Annotated in this window: 24 protein-coding genes and 1 pseudogene; 17 read left to right on the top strand and 8 right to left on the bottom strand. The window is 36.9% G+C overall.

Features of this window, described 5'->3' with window-relative positions:
• Positions 1 to 20: 20 nt before the first annotated feature.
• Complete coding sequence (locus HUS62_RS14390; protein ID WP_175080062.1) at positions 21 to 1,091, bottom strand: glycosyltransferase; 1,071 nt, start codon at positions 1,089 to 1,091, stop codon at positions 21 to 23.
• Between the two features lie 290 nt (positions 1,092 to 1,381).
• Here HUS62_RS14390 and HUS62_RS23385 point away from each other — a divergent pair, with 290 nt between their 5' ends.
• From HUS62_RS23385 to HUS62_RS14335, 11 genes are all read left to right on the top strand, one after another.
• Entirely contained in the window at positions 1,382 to 2,401 is a 1,020-nt protein-coding gene (locus tag HUS62_RS23385) for a hypothetical protein (protein WP_175080061.1), read from the top strand.
• A gap of 232 nt (positions 2,402 to 2,633) precedes the next feature.
• A complete protein-coding gene (locus HUS62_RS14380; protein WP_175080060.1) occupies positions 2,634 to 6,248 on the top strand; it encodes a hypothetical protein in 3,615 nt (1,204 codons plus the stop codon).
• On the top strand, positions 6,224 to 7,237 hold the full coding sequence (pseB, locus tag HUS62_RS14375) for a UDP-N-acetylglucosamine 4,6-dehydratase (inverting) (protein ID WP_175080059.1): 1,014 nt from the start codon (positions 6,224 to 6,226) through the stop codon (positions 7,235 to 7,237). Before HUS62_RS14380 ends, pseB begins: the two co-directional genes overlap by 25 nt.
• A 9-nt stretch (positions 7,238 to 7,246) precedes the next feature.
• A complete protein-coding gene (pseC, locus tag HUS62_RS14370; RefSeq protein WP_175080058.1) occupies positions 7,247 to 8,404 on the top strand; it encodes a UDP-4-amino-4,6-dideoxy-N-acetyl-beta-L-altrosamine transaminase in 1,158 nt (385 codons plus the stop codon).
• The gene (gene pseF / locus HUS62_RS14365; RefSeq protein WP_175080057.1) at positions 8,401 to 9,090 is read left to right on the top strand and encodes a pseudaminic acid cytidylyltransferase; all 690 of its coding nucleotides are present in this window, start codon (positions 8,401 to 8,403) and stop codon (positions 9,088 to 9,090) included. The genes pseC and pseF overlap by 4 nt, the downstream gene beginning before the upstream one ends.
• A gap of 1 nt (position 9,091) precedes the next feature.
• Positions 9,092 to 10,207, top strand: coding sequence for a UDP-2,4-diacetamido-2,4,6-trideoxy-beta-L-altropyranose hydrolase (pseG, locus tag HUS62_RS14360; RefSeq protein WP_175080056.1), 1,116 nt, complete (start codon positions 9,092 to 9,094; stop codon positions 10,205 to 10,207).
• Positions 10,194 to 10,673, top strand: a complete 480-nt coding sequence (locus HUS62_RS14355; RefSeq protein WP_175080055.1) for a GNAT family N-acetyltransferase — start codon at positions 10,194 to 10,196, stop codon at positions 10,671 to 10,673. Before pseG ends, HUS62_RS14355 begins: the two co-directional genes overlap by 14 nt.
• On the top strand, positions 10,666 to 11,352 hold the full coding sequence (locus HUS62_RS14350; RefSeq protein WP_175080054.1) for a methionyl-tRNA formyltransferase: 687 nt from the start codon (positions 10,666 to 10,668) through the stop codon (positions 11,350 to 11,352). Before HUS62_RS14355 ends, HUS62_RS14350 begins: the two co-directional genes overlap by 8 nt.
• A gap of 10 nt (positions 11,353 to 11,362) precedes the next feature.
• Entirely contained in the window at positions 11,363 to 12,418 is a 1,056-nt protein-coding gene (gene pseI / locus HUS62_RS14345; protein ID WP_404936074.1) for a pseudaminic acid synthase, read from the top strand.
• Positions 12,411 to 13,091 (top strand): PIG-L deacetylase family protein, encoded by a 681-nt coding sequence (locus HUS62_RS14340; RefSeq protein WP_175080052.1) that lies wholly within the window; start codon positions 12,411 to 12,413, stop codon positions 13,089 to 13,091. The genes pseI and HUS62_RS14340 overlap by 8 nt, the downstream gene beginning before the upstream one ends.
• A gap of 29 nt (positions 13,092 to 13,120) precedes the next feature.
• The gene (locus HUS62_RS14335) at positions 13,121 to 13,333 is read left to right on the top strand and encodes an acyltransferase (RefSeq protein WP_220095036.1); all 213 of its coding nucleotides are present in this window, start codon (positions 13,121 to 13,123) and stop codon (positions 13,331 to 13,333) included.
• Positions 13,334 to 13,587: 254 nt separating this feature from the next.
• On the opposite strand, the gene HUS62_RS14330 is transcribed toward HUS62_RS14335, so the two are convergent.
• The 4 genes from HUS62_RS14330 to HUS62_RS14315 are packed head-to-tail and all read right to left on the bottom strand — an operon-like array spanning position 13,588 to position 17,454.
• Positions 13,588 to 14,742: a hypothetical protein gene (locus tag HUS62_RS14330; protein ID WP_175080051.1), complete on the bottom strand. Its 1,155-nt coding sequence runs from the start codon at positions 14,740 to 14,742 to the stop codon at positions 13,588 to 13,590.
• A 9-nt stretch (positions 14,743 to 14,751) separates the two neighbouring features.
• Positions 14,752 to 15,447 (bottom strand): ABC transporter ATP-binding protein, encoded by a 696-nt coding sequence (locus HUS62_RS14325; RefSeq protein ID WP_175080050.1) that lies wholly within the window; start codon positions 15,445 to 15,447, stop codon positions 14,752 to 14,754.
• Entirely contained in the window at positions 15,444 to 16,169 is a 726-nt protein-coding gene (locus HUS62_RS14320) for an ABC transporter permease (protein ID WP_175080049.1), read from the bottom strand. Before HUS62_RS14320 ends, HUS62_RS14325 begins: the two co-directional genes overlap by 4 nt.
• A 52-nt stretch (positions 16,170 to 16,221) precedes the next feature.
• Entirely contained in the window at positions 16,222 to 17,454 is a 1,233-nt protein-coding gene (locus tag HUS62_RS14315; RefSeq protein ID WP_175080048.1) for a glycosyltransferase, read from the bottom strand.
• 131 nt (positions 17,455 to 17,585) lie between these two features.
• On the opposite strand from HUS62_RS14315, the gene HUS62_RS14310 reads away from it, so the two are divergent.
• The 6 genes and pseudogenes from HUS62_RS14310 to HUS62_RS14290 all read left to right on the top strand — a co-directional run bounded on the left by HUS62_RS14310 (position 17,586) and on the right by HUS62_RS14290 (position 22,385).
• A complete protein-coding gene (locus HUS62_RS14310) occupies positions 17,586 to 18,728 on the top strand; it encodes a glycosyltransferase (RefSeq protein WP_175080047.1) in 1,143 nt (380 codons plus the stop codon).
• Positions 18,729 to 18,796: 68 nt separating this feature from the next.
• A complete protein-coding gene (locus tag HUS62_RS14305; protein WP_175080046.1) occupies positions 18,797 to 19,489 on the top strand; it encodes a glycosyltransferase family 2 protein in 693 nt (230 codons plus the stop codon).
• Positions 19,490 to 19,495: 6 nt separating this feature from the next.
• A complete protein-coding gene (locus HUS62_RS14300) occupies positions 19,496 to 19,849 on the top strand; it encodes a DUF2304 domain-containing protein (protein WP_175080045.1) in 354 nt (117 codons plus the stop codon).
• 23 nt (positions 19,850 to 19,872) lie between these two features.
• A pseudogene (locus HUS62_RS23145) lies at positions 19,873 to 20,112 on the top strand (DHH family phosphoesterase); the annotation flags it as partial.
• Positions 20,113 to 20,139: 27 nt separating this feature from the next.
• Positions 20,140 to 21,306, top strand: coding sequence for a nucleotide sugar dehydrogenase (locus tag HUS62_RS14295; RefSeq protein WP_175080044.1), 1,167 nt, complete (start codon positions 20,140 to 20,142; stop codon positions 21,304 to 21,306).
• A 35-nt stretch (positions 21,307 to 21,341) separates the two neighbouring features.
• Positions 21,342 to 22,385, top strand: a complete 1,044-nt coding sequence (locus HUS62_RS14290) for a polysaccharide biosynthesis/export family protein (protein WP_175080043.1) — start codon at positions 21,342 to 21,344, stop codon at positions 22,383 to 22,385.
• A 57-nt stretch (positions 22,386 to 22,442) separates the two neighbouring features.
• Here HUS62_RS14290 and HUS62_RS14285 read toward each other — a convergent pair whose 3' ends face one another.
• The 3 genes from HUS62_RS14285 to HUS62_RS14275 form a co-directional block, all read right to left on the bottom strand.
• Complete coding sequence (locus HUS62_RS14285; protein ID WP_175080042.1) at positions 22,443 to 23,831, bottom strand: MBL fold metallo-hydrolase RNA specificity domain-containing protein; 1,389 nt, start codon at positions 23,829 to 23,831, stop codon at positions 22,443 to 22,445.
• A 201-nt stretch (positions 23,832 to 24,032) separates the two neighbouring features.
• Positions 24,033 to 24,458: a secondary thiamine-phosphate synthase enzyme YjbQ gene (locus HUS62_RS14280; protein WP_175080041.1), complete on the bottom strand. Its 426-nt coding sequence runs from the start codon at positions 24,456 to 24,458 to the stop codon at positions 24,033 to 24,035.
• Positions 24,455 to 24,922 (bottom strand): chemotaxis protein CheX, encoded by a 468-nt coding sequence (locus HUS62_RS14275; RefSeq protein ID WP_175080040.1) that lies wholly within the window; start codon positions 24,920 to 24,922, stop codon positions 24,455 to 24,457. The genes HUS62_RS14280 and HUS62_RS14275 overlap by 4 nt, the downstream gene beginning before the upstream one ends.
• Positions 24,923 to 24,935 lie beyond the last annotated feature (13 nt).

Below are 24,935 nucleotides of genomic sequence, written 5' to 3'. Positions count from 1 at the left end.
TTTTAGAAGTAACCATTAAGTTACAGCATTATGTCTCTGAATTTATCAAAAAAATGACGCGGTTTAAATTGATTAGCTCTTTCTACGCAAGCACTTTTCATTTTATTCGCCGCATTTTGATCAAGTTTAATAACTGCGTTTATAAGATCTTCTTTTGTTGGGGATGGAGGTATAAGTATGCCCGTAACAGAATCGACTACAGTTTCTTTAACACCACCTTCACTAACGCCAATTACAGGTTTTCCCGCGGCCATAGACTCAACAGGAGACATGCCAAAATCTTCATCGACGGGGATGTAAATTGTCGCTATACATTCGGCAATATATTGGTACAATTTTGTTTGCTCTGTCCAGCCCACAATACTGATATTTGAGTAACCTTTAGCACTTTCCTGTAGCTTTTTAAGAAGACTTCCCCCAGAGATCATTACTAGTTCTTTACTAGGCATCTCTTTAAAAGCATCAACAATTAGCTCAACTCGTTTATATTCTTCCAAGCGAGCTGTTGATAAGTAGTAACCATTATTTGATGAATTAAAGTATCGGCTAATATCAACTGGGGGGTAAATTACCGTTGATTCTACATTTAAGTATTTCTTTAAACGGTTTTTTACATTATGTGAATTAGCATACACATGATCCATTTGCTGAATTGCTGGTTCATATTTTCTTTTCACTGTTTGCGCTAGTTTTTTAATTATAAGTGCTTGCCAGCTTGGTAGAGTGTTTTGATAGTAATCGAAGAGATCATAAGCAAACCTAGGTGGTGTATGGCAGTAATAAAAATTTTTAGCTGCGCAAGAGTGTTGTACCGCAATGGGAGCATTACTTCCAGAAAAAAGAACTTTATCTGCTGCTAAGTAGTCTGGGTTGATTTGCTCAAATAGCTTAATTGATTTTATTGACTTCCAGACAGGTAAAGCTGTTAAGTTTCCCAAGGTTATTATTTCATTTTCAATTTTTGGCAATAAATCGATAGCTTGATCGTTAATGCCACTAACAACTAGAGGGCACTTTAATGAATTTGCTAGCTCTACAGACACTTTCTCTGCACCGCCTGCAACTTCTATAAAGTCGTACAAAATGGTCATACTTAGTTCCTGTTCGGATAACCTATAATTATTAGGGTGTGGGATTGTAATTATTGTGTTAAATAGATACAATCATCAGCGCCCTAAGAGGGAATCATCAGCACCCTAAGAGGGAATCTTAGTATATTAAAAGACTTTCTTTGAAAAACAAAGTTGCCATATAATTTAAAACGGACATTAAAGCTTAAATCTTTGTGAAACATCTTCTTATTTACCTTCCACTTGCCAATAAACACCGAGCGCCGATTATAAATCAATTGGTAGCGCGGTACATATCTAAAAACTATAAAGTGAGCATTATTTTAGAAAACCAAGTATGTGTTTTTCTTAATGCAAAGTTTGTTGGTTATTCGCACCACGAACATACCATCGCGAAATATATTAATTTTACGCAGTTTGAAAATGTCTTTTATTTAAAGCAAGAAAAGGTGCTTTCAACTGAGTGGCAAGAACAACAACCCAGAAGAACCCAGTTTTACCACAGTGTTTTAGTTAATAATCAGTTTGATGAAGTGTTGATATGGAATGGTAATTTTGAATATCAGCAAACCTTTTTAAGCTGTTTACAAACTTACCCAAATATACAAAAACAATTTGCCGAAGTAGGCTGGTTTGATCAATCTAATAGCATTTATATTGATCCTTATGGGGTGAATGGCAAAAGCCTACTTGCCAAAACCTGCCCGCCAGCACTCAACCACAGTGAGTTGGAAAAAGTAAGCGGGTTTATTACTGAGTACACGAAAGATTATTTACGAGTAAATTGTGCTAGTAATACACTAAAAATTTTAGTGCCACTTCAGGTAGATACAGATTCAAACATACTCAACCACTCTCCGTTTTCATCAATGCAAGCGTTTATCGACTTTTTAGCTGATTGGTTGCCAGACAAAAATGTGGAAATAATTGTTAGACCTCATCCGAAAGCTACGTATAATTACGCGCTAAAAAGTAATAGAAAAGACTTTATATTTGATGCGAGCGGCGATATTAAAAGCAAAATTGCCGAAAGTGATATTGTTATAGGAATAAATAGCACAGCGTTAATCCAAGCCTTGGCGTTTAGAAAACCGGTAATGGCGTTTGGTGAAAGCGTATATTCATCTTCAGACGCTGTGCATAAAGTAGCTGTAGACCCCCCTTTTTGTGTGCCGCAATACAATGAAAAAGCAAGTTTAGAGCTAATTGCTGAGCTTAAATTTAACCAGCAAATTGCAACTCGCAAAGCAGTTGCAAACACGCTGTACAAGTATATAAAACAGCGGATTAACTTATTAAGGGTAAAACGGTATATAACAGAACAAACATAATAGCCGTTGAAGCATATATTTCATTAAAGATTGTTACCGTTGAAATATATACAAAGCCTATTGCAGAATTTATTTAATTTGGAGTAGCAGAGCATTGTGATGCTACATAACACGCATTGATGTGTTACCGCGAAATACAAAATAAATGATGGATAAATTTTCCATTATTAGTTAAAGATTATGATCCAGTTGTAATGTTGTAAAACAGCAGTACAACACCTAAGGGAAAACCATGTTAGACGTTAACAAAACCAAAAAGTTGATAAATAAACTTATTGATAAAACGAATACCAGAGCGCTTGCTGATGTTACTTATCATGGCATTAAAAACTTTAGGGAAAAGGAGCATTTTATCTTCAGTAACGTATGGCGTTATAGGTTTCAAAAAATTTATAGCAGTGGCCTAGCTAAAGAGACCCTTGAAGTTAAGAAGCTGTCAGAGTTGTATGTAAGCCAAAGAGTTAAAGACTTTTATAGTAAAAAAGTTCCAAAAGGCACTGAGTATGACTATTTTGTACATGACTCTTATAAAGTTCTTGGTGAAAACTCAGGTTATGAGAAGTTGTATTTAGTTGGTGATAACTGGCAAAACGAACAAGAAAAACCAATTGCTTTAATGGTAGGATTTAATGATTGGAAATTAGGTTTTTCAGCAGATTATTTGCCAGAATATAGAACAGCATTTTTACCCAGAAAGCTAATGAGCTCAAGGGCGGTTAAAAAGCTCGCAAAGCTTACAGTGAAACCATCTGTAATCATTGTTTGGGGCTATACCGAATCTAGCGCAATTACACACTATGCCAAAAAGAATAATTTACCGATTTACCGTATGGAAGATGGGTTTATTCGTTCAGCAAAATTAGGTGCTCAACATTCAACGCCATATTCACTTATTTTGGATAAAACAGGCTTTTATTACAATTGCAATGAGCCTTCTGATATTGAAAATATATATAACACGTATGATTTTAAATCTAATCCTAATTTGATTTTACAAGCACGAGCTTCATTGGAGGTCATTAAGAAGTTAAAACTCTCTAAGTATAATCTACCAACAACTAGTAAAATGGAGCTAAATAAAGCTTTTAAGGACAAGAAAATAGTGGCAGTGCTTGGCCAAGTTGATGGCGATGCTTCTATTAAATATGGAAACCCTGATGCTTGGAGTTCTGAAGAGTTAGTGAAGCTAGCAGCATATGAAAACCCTGATTGCGAAATAATTTATCGCCCACACCCTGAAGTATATAAAGGTTTTCAACAATCAGCATTTAAAAGTAGAAAAGTTGAAAAGTACGCAACAATATCTCCACCAGACATTTCTTTTATTGAGTTTTTAGAGTCTGTAGAGCATGTTTACACTATTAGTTCGTTATCTGGGTTTGAGGCAATTATTCGGGGAGTGAAGGTCACTACAGTCGGAGCGCCTTTTTATTCGGGGTGGGGGGTGACAGATGATAGAGTTAACTTGGAAAGAAGGAAGCGTTCTTTGACTCTAGAGGAGCTTTTTGCAGGTGCTTATCTCTTGTATCCTAGGTACCTAGCTGATTTAGATAATAGTTATGAAGGGCTTTTAAGTTCCGCTACAAAGATAGTATCGGATAAAAAATTACTAGAACATCAACGCAGAGATATATACTCCCCAGAGAGTTCTAATTCAGAAATACAGGCAATAAATAGCTTAGTTGGACTTGAATCAGAAAAGGCAATTCTAAACTTGGTTCGGAATGCTCCGTTAAATAAGCTAGTTAGAGTAGGTTGTGAGCATTACAATACTTCGCTCATATTGTTAGTGTGTAACTTTCTAAAATTTAGCGGTGCAATTGAGTTATATTTAACAAAAGTAAGGAACAGTGTTTCATTGGCGACATTTAATAACGTATTAAATGTTCTGCATGAGAGTACTAAAGATGATTTGGATTTAGATTTAGATTTAAGTGAGCATTATCGCTGGCTATTCTCTAAAAGTGGTGACTTTGAATTAGCTTTTGACGATATTCACTTTGTTGAAAAAGAAGGCCTGAGTAATTTACTCAAGAAAACTAAACTTAACGAGTTAAATATTGATTTTATAAATACCCTTCAAGAAAGTGGTAAACTAAAAGAACTCACCCCTGTTCTACATTCATATCTTGTATCAACAAGCAACCCTTTGCTAATAATGCTGAAATTGGCAGAAACGCTAGAATTGTTGTCACTTTTTGAAGATGCTTACTATATATATAACTTAATCAAAGATATCAACGTATTATCATTTAACCGTAAAGCTTTGGCTAAATGTTCTGACTTGATAAGGATATCACCTAAGTTAAAGAAATCCCACGATAGTGAATATTTATTCGAACTCCTAGCGCTTGAACAGAATTTAAAACCTGAGAAAGTTCTAACAACACAAAAAAACTTAAAAGCGTTTTCCACTGAGTGTAATTTCTTAGGATATTTTGGTATTGAGCACTTTTATAAAGGAGCTTTGCTTGATAACAACTTGATTGAAAAAAGAGTTGTGCTTCTATTAGAAATTGGTGAATACAGTAAAGCTTTGTTACTAATTAAAAAAGCTATTCTAGATAAAGGAGTTACAGAAAAGCTGTGTATACTTTATGCTTTAGCTTTAAGTGGGCAAGGCAACCATACAGAGGCACTTCACATTTTAAAAGATTTCCTTTTGAAAACTCCAACCCTGCCTGTTTTCAAAGAGGTTACGCGCTTAAGTAATCAAGTTGGCAATTTCGAAGAAGTTAATGAGTTATTAGGGCTATATGAAAGCAAGGGGTTGATACTAGCTAGTACGCTAAAAATGCCGAGCCTGTTAGGAACAGGAAAAATTGGAGAGGCTTATGATTGTTATCTCGAGACTCCTTTCAGAAAGAAGTTATTACACCTTTTTGACAATTATAAAGCAAAGGAAGATCTTGAACTAGCTTCTGAGGATTTGATAGTTATTTCAGCCTATGGTCCAGGAGATGAAATTAGATTTGCATCCTTGTATAAGGATATTGTTAATTATTTTGGTGCGCAAAATGTTCGCTTTACATGTGAAAAAAGACTACACACTATATTAAAGCGCTCTTTTCCTGAAATTGACTTTATACCAGTAGCAAGAGTAAGAGATTTTGACGCTAATAATCCAATTACAAATTACGATAAACTACCTGACTCAAACCTACGAGCTATATTAGATAACAATAGCCTTCCAATCATAGAAAGTGCAAAATCAACTATATTGCTATGTGATTTGATTTCAACTTTTAGAAGAGATTACTGTGATTTTAATGGAGAAGCTATTTTTCGCCCTAAACCTGAGTTGATTGAAAAGTACACTAAGTTACTACCAAAAGGCAAAAAGTTAGTTGGCGTTAACTGGAGAAGTAGCCTGACTTCTTTTACAAGGCAAATTCATTATCTAAGTATTCAAGAGTTAGCTCCATTGTTTGAATTGGAAGACATAATTTTTGTCAATTTGCAATATGATGAATGTCAAGCAGAACTTGAATGGGTTCAGAAAAATCACCCTAATAAACTGTTAAATATAGAAGGTATCGATCAGTACAATGATTTTGATAGTGTTGCAGCCCTCATGATGTCTTTAGATTTAGTGATAGCGCCTTGCACATCCGTTTTGGAGCTAGCTGGGGCACTAGGTGTTCCTGCTTTTGGCTTGGGGAATTCAGCAGAAGTTAGCTGGAGAATAAAAAACGAAAACAACACAGACGTTTGGTTTGAAAGTATTACTCATATAGTTTCTGAACCATTTGGTGATAAAAAGTCTTTAGTTTCGAACTTAAGTGACGAATTACACAATTACTTTAATTTAGAGGGGATAAAATGCTTAACAACAAAACAGTATTAATCACGGGTGGTACAGGCTCGTTTGGTAAAAAGTTTATCGAGACGATTTTAAACAGATACCCAGATGTAAAAAAAATCATCATTTATTCACGAGATGAATTGAAACAATCAATCATCAAACAAAAGTATCCGCATAACGAGTACCCAAATTTGCGCTTTTTTATAGGCGATGTACGCGATCGTGATCGTTTACAGCAAGCGTGTGAAGGTGTTGACGTAATTATTCATGCAGCGGCAATTAAGCAAGTAGATACAGCTGAATATAACCCAACAGAATGTATTCGCACTAATGTTGATGGTGCTGAAAACGTGATAACTGCTGCACTAGCGTGTGGTGTAAAAGATGTTGTTGCATTGTCTACCGATAAAGCGTGTGCGCCAATCAACCTTTATGGTGCGACTAAGCTTGCATCAGACAAGCTATTTGCTGCAGCCAATAACATTAAAGGCTCTAAAGATATTAAATTTAGTGTTGTTCGTTACGGTAACGTAATGGGCTCGCGCGGCTCTGTAATTCCGTTCTTTATTGAAAAGCGAAAAGAAGGTGTATTACCGATCACCCACGAAGAAATGACAAGATTTAATATTTCGCTTCAAGATGGCGTAAATATGGTGATGTACGCGCTAGAGCATCACTTAGGTGGCGAAATTTTTGTACCTAAGATACCGTCATATAAAATTACTGATATTGCACAAGCTATTGCGCCAGAATGTGAAACAAAAATTGTAGGCATTCGCCCAGGTGAAAAACTACACGAAGAAATGATCACCGATACTGACTCATTAAATACTATTGATTTGGGCCATTACTACGCAATTTTGCCTTCTGTTTCATATACCTATTCAGAAGAGGAATTTATGAAGCACCACAATGCAGAAAAAGTACCATTTGGTTTTAAATATAACTCAGGTACTAATACAGAGTGGGAAACGGTAGAAACATTACGCGATTTAATTGTAGAGCACGTAGATAAGTCTTTTCAGGTGTAAAAAATAATTATGATACCTTATGGCAAACAAGATATAACACAAGCAGATATAAACGCCGTTGTTGACGTTTTACAATCAGACTTTTTAACTCAAGGGCCATGTGTCCCTGCCTTTGAAAATTCACTTACTCAACATACGGGGGCAGAGTTTGCGCTGGCGGTAAACAGTGCAACCTCGGCCTTACATATTGCTTGTTTAGCGTTAGGTTTAGGCAATGATGATTGGATGTGGACAACACCCGTCACTTTTGTTGCTTCGGCTAATTGTGGTTTGTATTGTGGTGCAAAAGTCGACTTTGTTGATATTGACCCTCAAACGTATAATTTGTGCCCGGTTAAGCTTGCTGAGAAATTAGCGGATGCAAAAGTGCGTGATTGTTTGCCAAAGGTATTAATCGTTGTGCATTTATGTGGTCAACCATGTGACATGAAAGCAATTAATGCATTAGCCAAAGAATATGGTTTTGCGGTTATTGAAGATGCCTCACATGCAATTGGTGGCAAATATCATGGCGAGCCTATTGGTAATTGCCGTTACTCCGATATCACGGTGTTTAGTTTTCATCCCGTTAAAATAGTAACAACCGCAGAAGGCGGCGCAGCATTAACGAACAATGCAGAGTTAGCGCAAAAAATGTCGCTGTTACGCAGTCATGGCATCACAAGAGACAGTGAGCTAATGATTGAAGAACCACACGGTGGTTGGTATTACCAACAAATCGATTTGGGTTTTAATTACCGCATGACCGAGTTACAAGCGGCATTAGGCGTAAGCCAAATGACGCGCTTAAACGAATTTGTAGAAGCGCGTCATCGCTTGGCAAATCGTTACTATGAAAAACTTGCAGGTTTACCAATTACTTTACCGTATCAGTTACCAGACACTTACTCGGGTTTACATTTATTTGTAATTAGGTTGAATTTAGCTGATATCAACAAATCACATAAGCAAGTATTTGACGAGCTTAGAGAGCACGGTATTGGCGTTAATCTACATTATATTCCTGTACATACGCAGCCTTATTATAAAAATATGGGATTCAAAGAGGGGGATTTCCCTGAATCTGAACGCTACTATCAAGAAGCAATCTCAATTCCAATGTTCCATGGTATGACAGACCAGCAGCACGATGAGGTCGTAAATACGCTAAAGCAGGTTTTATCATGAAAAGCATCGCAATTATACCTGCGCGAGGCGGCAGCAAGCGTATACCGAGAAAAAATATAAAAGAATTTTATGGGAAACCAATGATCGCGTATTCAATTGAAGCTGCCAAAGCATCTGGCTGCTTCGAGCGAATCATAGTTTCAACGGATGACCAAGAAATAGCTGATGTTGCACGTCAGTACGGTGCTGAAGTACCGTTTTTAAGGCCTGACAATATTTCTGACGATCATGCGACAACGATGGATGTTCTTCAACATGCCATTTCTTGGTGTAAAAATGCCAATTGGCAATTCGATAATATTTGCTGTATTTATGCAACAGCACCTTTTATTCAAGTTGAAGATTTACAAAAAGGGCGTAACTATCTAACTAACAAAGATGTTATGTATGCATTTAGTGCGACAAGTTTTCCATTTCCTATTCAGCGCGCATTTTATCTAAATCAACAGTCTCAGGTAGAGATGTTTCAACCTGAGCATTTAAACACACGGTCGCAAGATTTACCTGAGGCATTTCATGATGCCGGGCAGTTTTATTGGTGTAAAGTAGAGGCTATAGAAAAGGAGATGCCATTTTTTTCAACCCATAGTCGTCCTGTTATTCTACCAAGAAAGCGTGTTCAAGATATTGATACGCCGGAGGATTGGGAGTTAGCAGAACTATTAAGCGCAGCGCTGAGGAATTAAGGTGAGCAATTGGTTTGCAATTCGCTGTGACGCTTCTTCTGAAATAGGGTTAGGACATGCGATGAGATGTCTAGCGTTAGCCGAGTGGGCATTGGAGGAAGATATATTTCCTGTACTGTTTACAAGGTCTTGCCCTGACTTTATTGAACGTAAACTGAAAGCATTGAAAGGGGTTTTGGTTACTTTACCTGAACTCAAGGGGGAGCCTGATAAATCTTACCCTCATTCTATCTGGTTGAAAGGAAGCGAGTTAGAAGATGCAGAATATACTTATCAAAAGCTAGTTGAGTTTGCAGATACTCAAGCTAAGCCACCTTTATTTGTTGTTGTGGATCACTATGCGTTAGGCGCTCCATGGGAAAGGCGTATCAGAAAAGTGGCACCTATTCTAGTTATTGATGATCTTAGTGATCGACACCATGAATGTGATTGGCTTTTAGATCAAACATTTGGTAAATCAGAATTAGACTACCTTGATCTGGTTCCATCAAATACTTCTTTAATGATTGGGAGTAGATTTGCTTTATTGCGCAAAGAGTTTTGTTCAAATATTGAGACTGAATATAAATGTAACAACGAGAGTTTAATTAATGTTTTAATTTCTCTTGGCGGTGCAGATAAAGATAACGTTACAACTAACGTGTTGAAGGCTTTAAAGTTTAGCTCGTATTATGAACAGCTGAGAATAACTTGTGTAACAAGTAGTAGCAACCCCCATATTAAAACGGTTAAATCAGAACTGAATAATCACCCTGACTCTCGTCTACTTGTCGATGTGAACAATATGGCAGAAATAATGAGAGAAAGCGACTTTTGCATAGGCGCACCGGGAAGTACAACTTGGGAGCGATGTGCAATTGGCTTGCCTTTTGCCTCAATTGCAATTGCAGATAATCAACTAGATATTCTAAAAAATTTAGAAATTCGTAACCTTACAGTTTTGGCTGGCAACATTCATGATGTATCGATAAAAAAAATAGATGGTTTTATTGGTATGTTAATGGCATCAGCTAGTTCCTATAGAACACATGTGCAAAATATGAAGGCTATATGTGACGGTCTAGGTGCAAGTAAAGTGTTAGCAGAGATTATTAAGGATAAGTATGCAAGAAATTAAATTAAGAATGGCGCAACTTGAAGACGCTAAGTTGCTTTTTTCCTGGGCGAATGATCGTGAAGTCAGAGCAAATTCTTTCAATGTTGAATCGATTGTATATAGTGATCACTTAGGTTGGCTGAAAAGAAAGTTAGCATCGCCCTCTACACACCTTTTTATTGGTACAATTGCCGACAAACCTGTAGGGCAAGTTAGATTTGATGAGGTTTCACCAGGAGAGTGTGAAATAGATATTCATGTAGCACCGAACGTGAAAGGGTTGGGGTACGGAAAAAAATTACTGAATTGTGCTGTATCGGAACTTAACTCAGGTTTCAACAGCAAGAAGGTTAATACTGTGGTTGCGGTTGTATTTGAAAGTAATTTAGCCTCATATAAGCTATTTTTGAGCTGTGGGTTTAAAGAAGTTAAGCGTAAAAATATTAATGATATCCCGTGTATTGAGCTGAGGCTATATTATGCATAACTTTATTATAGCTACCGTAAAATCTTGGAATGTGCGAAATTTTAGTAAGCTCAAAAGAGAGATGTCTGGGAATTGGTTTTTAATAGATTCTAAAGAAGATCTGACTTACGAAAGAATCGCTGAAATCAATCCAAAGTACATATTTTTCCCACATTGGAGTTGGATTGTACCTAGTAGTATTGTTGAGAATTTCGAATGTGTTTGTTTTCATATGGCTGATGTTCCATATGGAAGAGGTGGTAGTCCACTTCAAAACTTGATAATTAGGGGGCATCACTCAACTAAATTAACGGCTTTAAAGATGGAACGTTTATTAGATGCAGGACCTGTATATATGAAAAGTGATTTGTCTTTGGAAGGCAGTGCACAAGAAATTTTAAAGCGCTGTTCGGAACTAACATTTGAGATGATAAAAAATATTGTTTCTTTTGAACCTATTCCGCAAGAACAAGTGGGAGAAGTTGTAGAGTTTAAAAGAAGAACACCAGCAGAAAGCCGATTGAGTGAAAATTTAGAACTAGAAAAAATATACGATTTTATTCGAATGTTGGATGCAGAAGGCTACCCTAAGGCGTTTCTTGAATACGGCGACTACACACTGGAGTTGGATTCTGCTGAACTGAAACTTGAAGATGATGCTGTTGCCGCGCGTGTAATAATTAAACCTCGAACAAAATAGAGAAAATATGATTAATAAAAAATATATAGAAATTGATGGTAAGAAAATTGGTCCAGAATTTAAGCCTTATATCATCGCTGAACTATCTGCTAACCACAACGGTAGCATTGAAAATGCTTTCAAAACAATAGAAGAAGCGGCAAAGTGTGGCGCAGATGCAATAAAATTACAAACTTATACACCCGATACGATGACTATTGATTGTGATAAAGAAGACTTTCAAATTAAAGGTGGTTTGTGGGACGGTCATAATTTGTATCAATTGTATCAAGAAGCTCATACTCCATTTGAATGGCACAAGCAGTTGTTTGAAAAAGCTAAAGAAGTCGGAATTACTGTATTTTCTACTCCTTTTGATGAGAGTGCCGTTGAATTATTAGAAGACCTTGATGCACCGGCATATAAAATTGCTTCCTTTGAGTTAACGGATTTGCCTTTAATCAAAAGGGTGGCAGAAACAGGTAAACCAATGATTATGTCAACAGGAATGGCTAATCTAGCTGAAATTGAGGAAGCTATCAAAACTGCACGAGAAAACGGTTGTGATGACTTGGTAGTACTTCATTGCATTAGTGCTTATCCGGCGCCATATGAACAAGCAAATCTAGCGACAATTCCTGATTTAGCTAATAAGTTTGACGTTATTTCTGGATTGTCAGATCACACATTGGGGACGGTTGTTTCAGTAGCTTCCATAGCGCTTGGTGCATGTTTAATAGAAAAGCATTTTATTTTGGATAGGAACGACAAAGGACCTGATTCTTCTTTTTCAATAGAACCTGATGAGTTGAAACGCCTTGTTGAAGATACCGAAGCTGCACATGCTGCTATCGGTAACGCGGGCTATGAAAGAAAGCCTGTTGAGGAACAAAATGCTCGTTTCAGGCGTTCACTTTATATTGTAAAAGATATCAATGAAGGTGAGCTTCTTACAGAAGCGCATGTTCGTCGTATTCGACCTGGTTATGGCTTAGCACCTAAACATTTTGATGATGTAATAGGTAAAAAAGCAACCAAGTTTATTGAAAGAGGTACACCTGTTAATTGGGAGCTGCTTAGTGACTAGTGAAAGTGTATTAGTAGTAGCTGCACACTCTGACGATGAAGCGTTAGGGTGTGCAGGGACTATTGCAAAGCATATTGCTAATGGTGACGAGGTTCATGTTGTTTTTATGACTAATGGTGTGTCATCAAGAGATACGCAAAAGTTAAGTCAAACACAAGCTATAACGAGAAAAAGTGCTGCGCAATCGGCCTTAGAAGTCTTAGGTGTTAAGCATTTTACACAGTATGACTTTCCTGATAACCAAATGGACTCTATTCCCTTATTAAGCGTGGCTCAAGCAATTGAAAACGTTATTGCGAAGGTGTCGCCATCAATTGTATATACACATTTTTTAAATGATCTTAATGTAGACCACCAAATAACCCACAAAGCTGTAATGACCGCATGTCGCCCGCAAGCTTGGTCTTCGGTTAATAAAATTTTATCTTTTGAAGTGCTATCAAGTACAGAGTGGAATTCGCCTTCGCTTTCTTCATTTAGGCCTCAATATATTGTAAATATTACAAATTATTGGGACCTCAAATATAAAGCTTTACAGCAATATAGCGAAGAAATGAGAGCGTTTCCACATAGCAGAAGTTATGAATGCGTTGAAGCGCTAGCAACATTAAGAGGCGCAACGCATGGCTTTGGCAAGGCAGAGGCTTTTTTTGTTGAGCGTATTCTAGGGTAATTTCTGCTGTTAACTTTCGTATTATTGCTATGAATTTTAAGTACTCTCCAGAGATCGACGGGTTAAGAGCTGTTGCAATATTTGCCGTTGTATTTTATCACGCAGGCTACCAAGCTTTCTCAGGAGGCTTTATTGGAGTTGATGTATTCTTTGTTGTGTCTGGTTATTTGATAACTCGAATAATCTTACGTGAATCAAAAGCTGGAAAGTTTTCATTAGCCGACTTTTTATGCGTCGTATGAGGCGCTTATTTCCTCCTTTAGTGCCTGTATTGTTTTTCTTAATTTTATTTGTGTATTTGTACACCTAGCTCTGTCTGAAGGGGTTGACTTTATAGATACACAAAGCTTTTTTTGTTCGGGTGGGAGGTGCGGACTTTGGTTGGATGAACAAAGAAATAAAACGCCCATATTTTGGGACCGCTTTCATTTAAGCCCAGAAGCAATTCATGAGTTTGGTGTTTTTTCAAAAATAATCAAGAGTTTAATAGTTTTCTCTATAAAACTGATCTTAAGTAGTTGGTAAGTTTATAAAGGTTTTTATAAATATGAACTTTAATTTGATTAAGTTTTTTTAGTCTTATGTCGCGAGAGACATTGACCGGATTCTTTTTTTTGAAGTTCAAGATAATTTCTTTTTGATACTTAAATATCAAATTGTACAGTAGATAACTAAGATCATCATTTTCATTTTTAGTTAGAAAGTTATCCAAGCTTCGTTTTGGAATAATTCCTTCTCCAAGAGCGCACACTTTTTTTCCAAAACATATACCTTCTAGTAAAACTGTACTGTTAATACCGATAATATATTCAGATTGAGCTATCAATTCATAAAGCTCAACTTTCGTATTGAAGAAAAAGTTTGGTTTTTGAGATTTAATTGAATACGCATATTGTGCTAGAGGGTGAGGACGAATAATAACTGTATAGGTATCTGGAATAGCGAGTTCAAGATATTCGATAAACTCTCGCATGTTTGAAAATGGGGAGTGATTAGTGATATTTGTATCTGTATCAACTTGAAGAGGTACAAGTATCTGCTTTTTCTTTGTGTCTATATTTGAATATGGTTTTGTGTACTCAGCTACCCATTGCTCTAACTTGTCTTTTTCCGCTTTTTTTAGAGTGTAAGGTTTTAGATTTGCAATTGAGCTGTTTGCGTTGACTCCTATAGGATCAATGTAGTAGTGATTTTTTTGCGGAAACCAACCCAACTCAAGGTAGTTAAACTTAAAGCCTAAATTTTTAGCTAGAATTACAAAGTCTTGCTGGTGTTCGGCTTGACCATTCCAAATGTATATTAGGTCTGGGTTGAACTCATTGAGCAATTGGCTATAAAAGGAGTTTCTATAGCGTGCTATGGTATTGAGCTTATCGGCTAATGTGTGCTGAGATACATTTTTGTATAGTGCTTTATTGTTGGGCATAAAGCAGGTGTAACGTATGCTCTTATTACTTGCTATGTGGGCGCAGATTGTTGAAGTGCAGTTTATTACACCTTTTTCAGTTAAGCGTCCTTGTAGTGTGTAAATTACTTTTTGCTCGCAAGCGATAATAACATCGTGTCCTTCGCTTGCTAATTGCGTACCTAAACTACTAAAAAAGGGCGCTTTAACCATATCTGCTAAAGGTTCATAAATGAGGATTCTCATTGTATTGTGCTAACCATTTACTGCTTCATATTCTTTTAGCACTTCGGCTGGAGTACCTGTCATTTGCACTACGCCTTCTTCTATCCAAACTGCTTTGTTGCATAGCTTTTTGATGGTACCAGGGCTATGGCTTACCAACACAATGGTGTCGCCCGAAAGCAGTTTGTCTTCCATTACTTTTTTTGACTTTTTCTTAAAGCGGGCATCGCCAACAGAGAGCGTTTCGTCTATAAGTAATACATCGGTTTTTACATGAATAGCAATGGCAAACCCGAGCCTTTGTTTCATACCCGTTGAGTAATTTTTTACCGGTTCGTCAATAAACTTCCCAAGCTCTGAAAACTCAATAATTTCATCGAGTTTACTTTTAACTTCGTTTTTTGACAGTCCCATTAGCATACCGCTAAGGATGGCGTTGTCTCTACCTGTTACATTGCCATCAAAACCTAAACTTAAGGTGAGCAGGGTGGTCGTAAAACCATGGTTAATTATTGTTCCCTGATCGGGTTGGATTGTGCCATTTAGCAGTTTTAACAGGGTGCTTTTTCCAACTCCATTTCTACCAATTACGCCAAGTGAGTCACCATGGCACAGCTCAAATGAAATATCTTTCAGTGCTTGATGAACTGAACGTTGCTTAAAAATAGGTATACCACTTTTATAAGTAACACCTATATTTTCTAATGTAATAACTGGTTGGCTCATCGTTGTATTAATACTCTTGCAAAAATAGGATCAAATTTTCTCAACATTAAATGAGATGCTACAACTGCGAGCATAGCAAAGGCTAAATACTTGGCTAGCTCAACTAAATTTGGCGCGGTCGCATACATCAGAATATCGCGATAGGCTTTTATGATTTGTGACATTGGGTTGTAGTCAAAATAAACTTGATATTCAGTTGGTAAACGATCCACTGCGTAAATAACACCCGAAAGATAAAAAGCGATGCGTAGCACGGGCCTAATAATTTCTTTTACGTCAGGAATAAAGGGGACTAACAGTGCAATAAGGTTTGCACATGCAGTGTTTATACAGTGCTGTACAAATAGCACTAAAGGTAAATACACATATGCTTGAGTAATAGGGAAGCCATACCACCATAAAAAGCAAAGTAATAAAGCAAATATAATAAAAAACTTAAACGCAACCACAACAAGGGTAATGCTTGGTAGAATCACTTTTGGAAAGTTAATTTGGTTAATTAACGACATGCTGCCATTAATCGAGTTACTGCAGCTCGAGATTGAATTAGAAAACCAGCGCCATGTAATTAAGCCAATTAATAAAAACGGAATAAAATCTTCAGTACCACGCTGAAGGATAATGCCAAATACTAAATAGTATATGCCCATAAAAATTGTTGGCTCAATTACCCACCACAAAAAGCTCAGATAAGTTTTTGATGCTTCTGATTTAAGTTGCACTTTTGCTTTTTGGAAAATTATATCTCTATAATGTTTTGATACTAAAAACATATTATTTTTGTAACACCTTGTTATAAATATGAATTACTTTTTCAGCTTGATCATGAGTTGAGAAGAGTTGACAAACTTTTTCATATGGTTCATTACTTTCTAGAGTCTTAATAAGAAGATCGGCAAGCTCGAATGAATTATGCATCGAGTAAGTATATTTTCTATGCACTAGTTCCGCCGCACCGGAAACGTCAGAGCATACAACAGGAGTGTTTCTAGATAAAGCTTCTAAAATCACTTGTGGTTGATTTTCAGGTGAAATACTAGGTACAGTGAGCAAGTTTATGCTATCAATAAACTTTATTGCTTGTGATTCTGTTAACTTACCGAGCCAAGTTACGAAGAGGTTCTCTTTCTTTATATAACTATCGAGTTCTTTTTTATAGACTTTGTCAGAGTAAGGGCCTGCTATATAAAGTTCAATGCCGTGAAGTTTACTGATTGCCTTAAGTAAAATATGAAGCCCTTTATGTCTTTCTATAGCACCTAAAAAACCTACCTTTCTAACACCTTTTTTTACAGCGCTTACTTGCTTTTTTTCAAGCCACATTGGGTTTAACCCAGTAGGGATATAGGCTAAATTTTTTAATTTTAGCTTATCTCTAAATAATCGTAATGACGTGTCTGATAATGTAATTACTGCATCAGCCGCGCTTAGTGTACTTTGAGTTATTTTTGGTCTATTTTTCCAATATTTGTATTGGCCGTTACGTTGTAGCTTAATGCTTAGTGCTAAGCTGAGTAGCTTATTTACTAAAGGAAGTGTCGATAGCTTATTGAAAGTTTCATTTCCACTGGAAGAGGCAATACATTTTATACATGTTTGCACGTCCTTATTGCCCTCACAAAAAGACCCCGATGGTGTAATTAGAGTGTTTTTGGGGCATACCCACCAGTAGTCTGTAACAGTAATAACAATAGGAATATTTATTTTTTTTGCGTACTCAACCACCCCTAAACCAATATGACCAGGGTGAACAAGGTGAATCAAATCTATATTGTTCTTACCAATATAGCTTGTGAGGTGAGGGTCAATATCAGACGTTACTTGAGTCCAGCCTTTATCTTTAAGCTTATTACTAATCTTGCCTTGGATATTTTTAGGGTCAGTCGACAGTATGCTGATTTTATAGTCACTTTTTGAAAGCTCATCGCAGAGGTTTTTGATATACTTTTCTGTACCTTGATTATAGCCTTCCCCATATTGCATGGTAACAAAAAGAATATGCTTCATACTGTTTTTTATTCAGAACCCCACCTAAGCCCGAGTGTACCATATCCGGACTTCTTAGTGTTAGGAGAATCCTGTTTATGTGATTATTTAACTCATATACACTATGTTAAAAATTCTTTGGGGCTCTATATTTGAAAGTTCTACACATAGGTAAATATTATTTCCCTTTTTTTGGTGGAATAGAAAAAGTAAACCAAGATATTGTCGAGTGTGCTTCATATCAAGCTGAGGTGAACTCTTTAGTGCTAGCGCATCAAAGTGAAAGAGGGAAAGCAACTTGTTATGAAAAAATTAATGGTGTTGAGATACGCAAGGTTGCAATAAAAAAAGTAGTGGCTTATGCACCTATCGCGCCCGATTTTTTGAAAGAACTTAATCAAGCGATAGCTGACTTTAAACCTGACTTAATCCATATTCATATGCCAAATCTTTCAGCATTTACATGTTTGTTTTCTAAGTCTGCAAGAAAGATTCCGTGGGTAATTCATTGGCATTCAGATGTACTCGGTGCTGCCCCTGATCTTAAAATTAAACTGTTGTACCCCTTCTACCGCGTTTTTGAAAAGGCTCTACTACAAAAAGCAAAAGAAATAATTGTTACATCGCCTCCATATTTAGAGCATAGTGTTGCACTACGAACTTTTAAAGATAAATGTAACGTTATTCCTTTGGGAATTAAAGATAAGGTAAATCATAAGAAGTCAAAAACACAAAGCGAAGAATTTAACCTCCTTATGGTTGGTAGGCTGACATACTACAAGGGGCATGCTTTGATGCTAGACGCTCTATCAATGCTACCAAATAGTACAAAAATTAAGTTAAAAATAATAGGTGGGGGGGAGCTTCGAGAAGAACTTGAGAGTAAAGTTCACTCCTTAGGCCTTTGTAATAAGGTAGAGTTTCTGGGTCATGTAAGCGAACAGGAGTTGGTTCATGAATTATCGAAAACTGACCTTGTTTGCTTGCCATCGATCGAAAAAACGGAGGCATTCGGAGTTGTATTACTCGAGGCTGCTATGTTTAGCAAACCTGCGCTAGTGAGTAATGTTGTTGGCAGTGGTATGTCTTGGGTTGTGCAGCACAAGGAAACTGGGTTTGTCGTTGAAAACAATAGTGCAAGTGCTATTTATCAACAACTCAATAGCGTTTTAGATGATAAGCACTTACTTTTAACACTAGGAAAACAAGCTAGAACTCGTTTTGAAAATAGTTTTAATTTAGAGGTTGTAGCAACTAAAACTTTAAATTTATACAAGCAGTGTATTGAACGCTAGCACTACACATAGCAGGATATATCGTTTAGACTATGTATTCATATCTAATAAATAAGTAAAGAACTCGGATGTTAATAGTTATTCCTGCACATAATGAAGAGGCAACTATTCAAGATGTTGTCTTAGACCTGAAAATGCATGGTTATAACGATATTCTAATAGTTGATGATGCAAGTACCGATCTAACAGCTTCCCTTGCAAAGCGGTTAAGTGTAAAAGTAATGACCCTACCCTATAACGTTGGTGCTTGGAAAGCGACTCAGGCAGGAGTTCGTTATGCAAAAAAATATGGTTATTCTCACCTTGTCACTTTTGATGCAGATAAGCAGCATTTAGCCAGCCAAATTCAAGCTCTTATAGATTGCCAGAATAACCTAAATACAAACCTAGTTATTGGCTCATGCCTATCTAGAGGCTCAATCTCTCGTAGGGTTGCATGGAGCATTTTTAGAGCTTTATCTGGTGTAAAGGTTCAAGACCTAACATCAGGCTTTCGTTTGTATGATAGAAAAGCAATTGAAGTTTTAAGTAAAGAGGAAGCTACATTGTTAGAGTTTCAGGATGTAGGGGTTTTATTGTTACTTAAAACTTTCAATATATCTAAGGCTGAAGCTCGGGTTGAAATGCAAAGAAGGCAATCAGGTATATCACGAATTTTTTACTCTTGGTGGGCAGTGACTTATTACATGGGCTATACAACGATGCTTTGCCTAAGCAAAATTGCAAAGAGAGCACACTTAATACATGAAAAGGTAAACTAAACATAAATGGAACTTTATCATTACTTCACTGCAATTACAGCAGTGCTTTTTTTTATTTTTGTTGTTTTATTAATACGTCGTGATTCTATCCTGATGGGAGCTGCGTTTCGTTGGCTCGTATTAGCAATTGCTATTTTAGTTTTAGGTGTTTTCCCCAAAACGTCTGATATATTAGCTGGTTGGTTTGGAATTTCTTACTCACCCATACTCCCTGTGATTTTAGCGTGTTTATTATTAATGTTGAAGGCACTCATAGCTGATATTGAACGCGCGAAGAATCAAGTCAAACTAGACCGGATTGCTCAACGATTAGCAATTGTTGAGGTTGAGTTAAATGAATTAAAAAAAGAAACTAAATAAGCTCAAATTTTTTTAAAGGTGTAATATTAGGTAACGACCTTGCAAACCAAGCTCCTAATAAAGCCCATGCCGTTCTTACCTATAAGAACAAAGGTAGTTATACCGTAAGTGTTAGAGCTCCATTAAATAACAAAAAAGGTGCCGTTGATATTTGTGGTCAATTTGAAACGGGGGGAGGCCGTGCAGCTGCTGCAGGTATTAATGAGCTAGATTTTGATGACCTTAACAAATTTGTAAAAACTTTATTAGATTATTATCGTTAGAAGTTAAAATCATGATTTAGGATTGCTATGAACATTACTGTTGTTGGGACTGGCTATGTTGGATTATCAAACGCAATTTTATTGTCGCAGCATAATGATGTGATTGCTTTAGATATAGACGAAAAAAAAATAGAGTTGCTAAGGCAAAAGCGTTTGCCTGTCTGTGATGAATATATGGAGGATTACTTACTCCATAAAAAATTGAAATTGAAACTAACTACCGATAAAACAGAAGCTTACAACAATGCTGATTTTGTTGTTATCGCAACACCAACAGACTACGATCCTGAAACTAATTTCTTCAATACCTCTTCTGTAGAGCAAGTGGTTAGTGACGCTTTATCTATAAATCCCAGTTTAATTGTGATTATTAAGTCAACAGTACCTGTTGGCTTTACTAAAACTTTAAAAGCCCGCTTCAAAACTGAAAATATTATTTTTTCACCTGAGTTCCTACGTGAAGGTAAAGCACTTTACGACAATTTACACCCTTCACGTATCATTGTTGGCGAAGAAAGTGAGCGTGCTAGGCTGTTTGCGAATTTGTTGGCACAAGGCGCAGAGAAAGAGAATATCGATACTTTATTTACGAACTCGACAGAGGCTGAAGCAATAAAGCTATTTTCTAATACTTATTTAGCTATGAGGGTAGCTTATTTTAACGAGCTAGATAGCTATGCTGAAATAAACGGCCTTGATGCAAAACAAATAATACAAGGTGTAGGGTTAGATCCTAGGATTGGATCTCACTACAATAATCCTTCGTTTGGTTATGGCGGTTATTGCTTGCCTAAGGACACTAAACAACTATTAGCAAACTATAAAAATGTACCTAATAATATGATTCGCGCAATCGTGGATGCCAATGCAACAAGAAAAGATTTTATAGCTGAATCTATCTTAAAGCGTAACCCTCAAGTAGTTGGTATTTATAGGCTTGTTATGAAAACGGGCTCAGATAATTTTAGAGCATCTGCTATTCAGGGGATTATGAAGCGGATAAAGGCAAAAGGTGTAGAAGTTCTTGTTTATGAGCCGACTCTAAAACAGAGTCACTTTTTTAACTCTGAAGTTGTGCAAACTATTGATGACCTAAAACTTCGTGCAGATATTATTATTTCTAATCGGGTAACAGATGAATTAGCAGATGTTAATCATAAGGTATATACTCGCGATCTTTTCAGTACTGACTGAGCTTAGTCTTTGATAATTTAAAAGTAGTTATTAGCATGTTTTATAGATTAAAGTTAGCCATTTTATGTGTGTTTTTTATGTGCTTAGGCGCATGCCAGAGTTTATCAAATCAACCAGATTCAAAAGTTAACTGTTGTGAATTACTAACAGAGAGTTTAACTGTAGGTAAGGTTGTTTTAATTAATCAAAACTTGATCCAGGAACAAGCTAATTTTGAACTTAATGAAGTTAAGAAAAGCTCGAAGCAGCATACAGGTGCTACATATACATTAGGAATTGGAGATGTTTTATCTATTCGTGTGTGGCACCTTCCTGAATTAGGCAAGGCTAATGAAAGTTCGCTTTTGTCAAGTGTAAAAGAAGTACAGGTGCAGGAGGATGGCACCATCTCATTTCCATACGCTCCTAATATCCCAGCACAAAATAAGACATTAGCTAATGTTAAAATTGCCTTGGAGAATCGTCTAAAACGAATTGTCGAATCTCCTCAAGTTCATTTAAAAGTAACTGAGTTTCGTAGTCAAAAAATATATGTATCAGGTGCGGTTGATAAAGCTGGCTCATACAGTATTACTGATATTTCGAAAACGTTAACTGATGCGTTATTTGAGGCAGGTTTAAGTTTACCAATTAATGAGTTAGAAGTGAGGTTAATTCGTAATTCTTCAGTAAAGGTAATTGATTTATCACATTTATCAGCAATAGGTTCTTTAAAAGAAAACCCAGTTTTAAAGAGTAATGATATTTTGTACGTGTCGAAGAAACCTGATACCGAGATTTACTTTGTAAGTGATTTCACAAAAAATAATGTACTAAAACTAAAAAAAGAGACTTCAAGTATCGCAAATGCTTTAAAGATAATAAGTCCTGAAGTAGGCCTTGATGATGCAAGTGCTTTATTTGTTCTCAGAAAGCAGGTCGATAATAGATTGGTTATCTATCAATTAGCACTACAAAAGATGGACACAGAGTTACTTTCTGGGCAATTTAAACTCCAAAGCGGTGATATTTTGTATTTAACTAAAGCACCTAAAAATTCGTGGTTGAGAACAATTTCAGAGTTAATAGACGTGCTTTAAGTTTAATAAAAAGAAATTTCATCTCAGCAGAGCTAACAAGGTTCCGATAAATAATGATTATTTGGCTATTTTGATAGTAACATCATTTAATAATAGGGATAACTTATTACGAAGCTCCATTTTGGCCTGCCCATCACCGTGGACAATTTTGATTAAACTTGGTTTTTTGCGAATACCGGTAACAAATCTAATTAATCCTTGTTGATCTGCGTGGGCACTGTAGCCGCTAATGGTATGAATTTGTGCATTAATCATTATTTTTTGATTATCGATAAATACATACCCCCCGCGAGGGCCGTATGTTTGAATTTCTCGGCCTAAGGTTTCTTGCCCTTGGTAGCCAACAAAAATGACATCGGTTGTTTTGTCTGGCAAAAACCGCTCTAGGTAATTAACAATTCTACCGCCATGGCACATACCGCTGGCTGCAATGATTATTGCAGGTTGCTGTTTTGAGGCTAAAAAGTTAATGAGGGCTAGGTGCTCTTGGTGGCTATCAATAGTGTGTAGTTGCTTAAAGTCGAGCGGGTGACGGCCTTGTTTTACCCGTTTTTTTGCTTCGTTATCCCACAGCTCTTTAAAGTGTAAATATTCATTTGTGAAATTGGCTGCCATTGGCGAATCTACAATAATTTGCAGTTTATGCCACATAGAGCGCTTGCTTGCAGAGTGAATAAGCTGTTCAAACTCATAGAGTAGCTCTTGAGTTCGGCCAATACTAAAAGCCGGTATGAGTACCACGCCATTATCATTTACGGCACGCTCAATGACCTTTTTAAGAACGGCTACTCGCTCTTTACGACCTTGGTGGTTTTTATCACCGTAGGTTGACTCAATAACCAATGTATCAGCGCGGTAGGGAGGTTTGGGAGTTGGTAATAATGGCGTGTAAGGTGCACCTAGATCTCCTGAAAATACCACTCTATGCGTATTTGGTCTTTGACCAAGCTCAATTTCGACATAGGCAGAGCCTAAAATGTGCCCTGCACGTTGAAGACGTATTTTATATAAGTGTTTTTTAATTGTTTCTGAGTTAGTCTCTAGACCCTTTGAGGTAGGGTACCATTTATTGAAATCGAGAGAGATAATCTGCTGTTTAAGTAACTTTAAGCAGGTGCGGATCATTGCTTCATCCCGTGTTACACCCACTTTTAAGGCATCTTCGATCACCATAGGTAATAGCTTAGCGGTGGCAACCGAGGTCAAAATAGGGCCTTTAAACCCTGCGGCAAGTAAGTGGGGTATGCGGCCAACATGGTCTATATGGCAATGTGTGATAATCAGCGCTTTTACTGTTGATATATCAAACTCAATTGCTAAGTCTTGTTTACTGTCTTCCCCCTGAAAGAGGCCACAATCAATGAGTAGAGAATTTGAGTCATCTATAAATAGCTGGTGGCAAGAACCTGTTACGCCTTTCACCGCTCCGTGGTGTTTTATATGCATAATAATCTCCCGATTTTAAGGCTAGGGCTTCAGAATAGAGGTTATTGCCTTTCAGAACAACAGTATTAATGTGAAGAATATCTAAGTTTTTATAATATGTTCGTTTAAAACTAATCAAGGCTTAATGTGTCATGCGGTTGTTCGTTAAACTTCAATTGTTGAGCTTAAGTGGTGTAAGGTTTAGCCATCGATTCTTATGTTTTAGATCTGGCCTTGAACGGTCGCGATAATACGTCTAGCGCCACCATGATCTCGGTGTTCACCTAAATAGATACCTTGCCAAGTACCTAGCATTAAACGGCCTTGGTTAATTGGAATAGTGAGTTCAGCACCTAATGTACTACTTTTTATGTGGGCTGGCATGTCGTCATCACCTTCATAATCATGGCGGTAATAACTTTGTCGTTCTGGCACAAAATGATTGAAGTGACTTTCCATATCCAATCTTACTGTAGGATCTGCATTTTCGTTAATAGTTAAACTTGCAGAAGTGTGCTGAATGAAAAGGTGTAATAAACCGACTTTGTACTGTGTTATCTCGGGGAGTTGACGAAGTAGCTCGTCATCAATGATGTGAAAGCCTCGTGAGCGAGGCTTCAATTGAATGGTTTTTTGCTGCCAGCTCATAGTTTATCAAAGCTAACTTCAATATTGGCGTTACCATCAGCAGACGTGAATGGAATTAACACTTTAGCGCCTTCACATTTATGTGCAATTGTATGTCCCTTACCAGACACCACAACTGGTGTTGCCATATCAAACTCGTAGCCTTTTTCGCCAAGTAAGTTTTTAGCGCCACCTGTTACCATGTTAGTAATTTCACCTACCATGTCGGTTACTTCTTCGTTCACCGTATCAGGGCGTTCACCCAACATTCTTTCCATAATGCTCAGTGCTAGGCTTTCATCGAATGAGATTGAAAGTGAACCTTTAGTTTGTGGGCCAACCATACCAATCAAACCTGATACATCGCCACGGGCTAATTCGTCTTTCTTTAAACTAGGTTTGCCCGGCTTTAATTCTGTTTGAGCCATAGTACTCAATACATTTAACAATGATGATAAAAAAGGGTTGATGAACTCCACATTCATTATTTATTTTCCC

Origin of the sequence: Pseudoalteromonas sp. 0303 (assembly GCF_013349995.1) — a bacterium.
GTDB lineage: Bacteria > Pseudomonadota > Gammaproteobacteria > Enterobacterales > Alteromonadaceae > Pseudoalteromonas.
Note: the sequence above shows the minus strand (reverse complement) of the source record. Positions and strands in the feature narration are given on the sequence as shown.

Excerpts from the sequence above, each read along its gene's own strand:
- pseB (WP_175080059.1), top strand. The coding sequence starts at position 6,224 with ATGCTTAACAACAAAACAGTATTAATCACGGGTGGTACAGGCTCGTTT.
- pseC (WP_175080058.1), top strand. The coding sequence starts at position 7,247 with ATGATACCTTATGGCAAACAAGATATAACACAAGCAGATATAAACGCC.
- HUS62_RS14325 (WP_175080050.1), bottom strand. The coding sequence starts at position 15,447 with ATGAGCCAACCAGTTATTACATTAGAAAATATAGGTGTTACTTATAAA.
- HUS62_RS14350 (WP_175080054.1), top strand. The coding sequence starts at position 10,666 with ATGCATAACTTTATTATAGCTACCGTAAAATCTTGGAATGTGCGAAAT.
- HUS62_RS14315 (WP_175080048.1), bottom strand. The coding sequence starts at position 17,454 with ATGAAGCATATTCTTTTTGTTACCATGCAATATGGGGAAGGCTATAAT.
- HUS62_RS14295 (WP_175080044.1), top strand. The coding sequence starts at position 20,140 with ATGAACATTACTGTTGTTGGGACTGGCTATGTTGGATTATCAAACGCA.
- HUS62_RS14300 (WP_175080045.1), top strand. The coding sequence starts at position 19,496 with ATGGAACTTTATCATTACTTCACTGCAATTACAGCAGTGCTTTTTTTT.
- HUS62_RS14330 (WP_175080051.1), bottom strand. The coding sequence starts at position 14,742 with ATGAGAATCCTCATTTATGAACCTTTAGCAGATATGGTTAAAGCGCCC.
- HUS62_RS14290 (WP_175080043.1), top strand. The coding sequence starts at position 21,342 with ATGTTTTATAGATTAAAGTTAGCCATTTTATGTGTGTTTTTTATGTGC.
- HUS62_RS14280 (WP_175080041.1), bottom strand. The coding sequence starts at position 24,458 with ATGAGCTGGCAGCAAAAAACCATTCAATTGAAGCCTCGCTCACGAGGC.
- HUS62_RS14285 (WP_175080042.1), bottom strand. The coding sequence starts at position 23,831 with ATGCATATAAAACACCACGGAGCGGTGAAAGGCGTAACAGGTTCTTGC.
- HUS62_RS14380 (WP_175080060.1), top strand. The coding sequence starts at position 2,634 with ATGTTAGACGTTAACAAAACCAAAAAGTTGATAAATAAACTTATTGAT.
- HUS62_RS14305 (WP_175080046.1), top strand. The coding sequence starts at position 18,797 with ATGTTAATAGTTATTCCTGCACATAATGAAGAGGCAACTATTCAAGAT.
- HUS62_RS14335 (WP_220095036.1), top strand. The coding sequence starts at position 13,121 with ATGAATTTTAAGTACTCTCCAGAGATCGACGGGTTAAGAGCTGTTGCA.
- pseF (WP_175080057.1), top strand. The coding sequence starts at position 8,401 with ATGAAAAGCATCGCAATTATACCTGCGCGAGGCGGCAGCAAGCGTATA.
- HUS62_RS14275 (WP_175080040.1), bottom strand. The coding sequence starts at position 24,922 with ATGAATGTGGAGTTCATCAACCCTTTTTTATCATCATTGTTAAATGTA.
- HUS62_RS14390 (WP_175080062.1), bottom strand. The coding sequence starts at position 1,091 with ATGACCATTTTGTACGACTTTATAGAAGTTGCAGGCGGTGCAGAGAAA.
- HUS62_RS14355 (WP_175080055.1), top strand. The coding sequence starts at position 10,194 with ATGCAAGAAATTAAATTAAGAATGGCGCAACTTGAAGACGCTAAGTTG.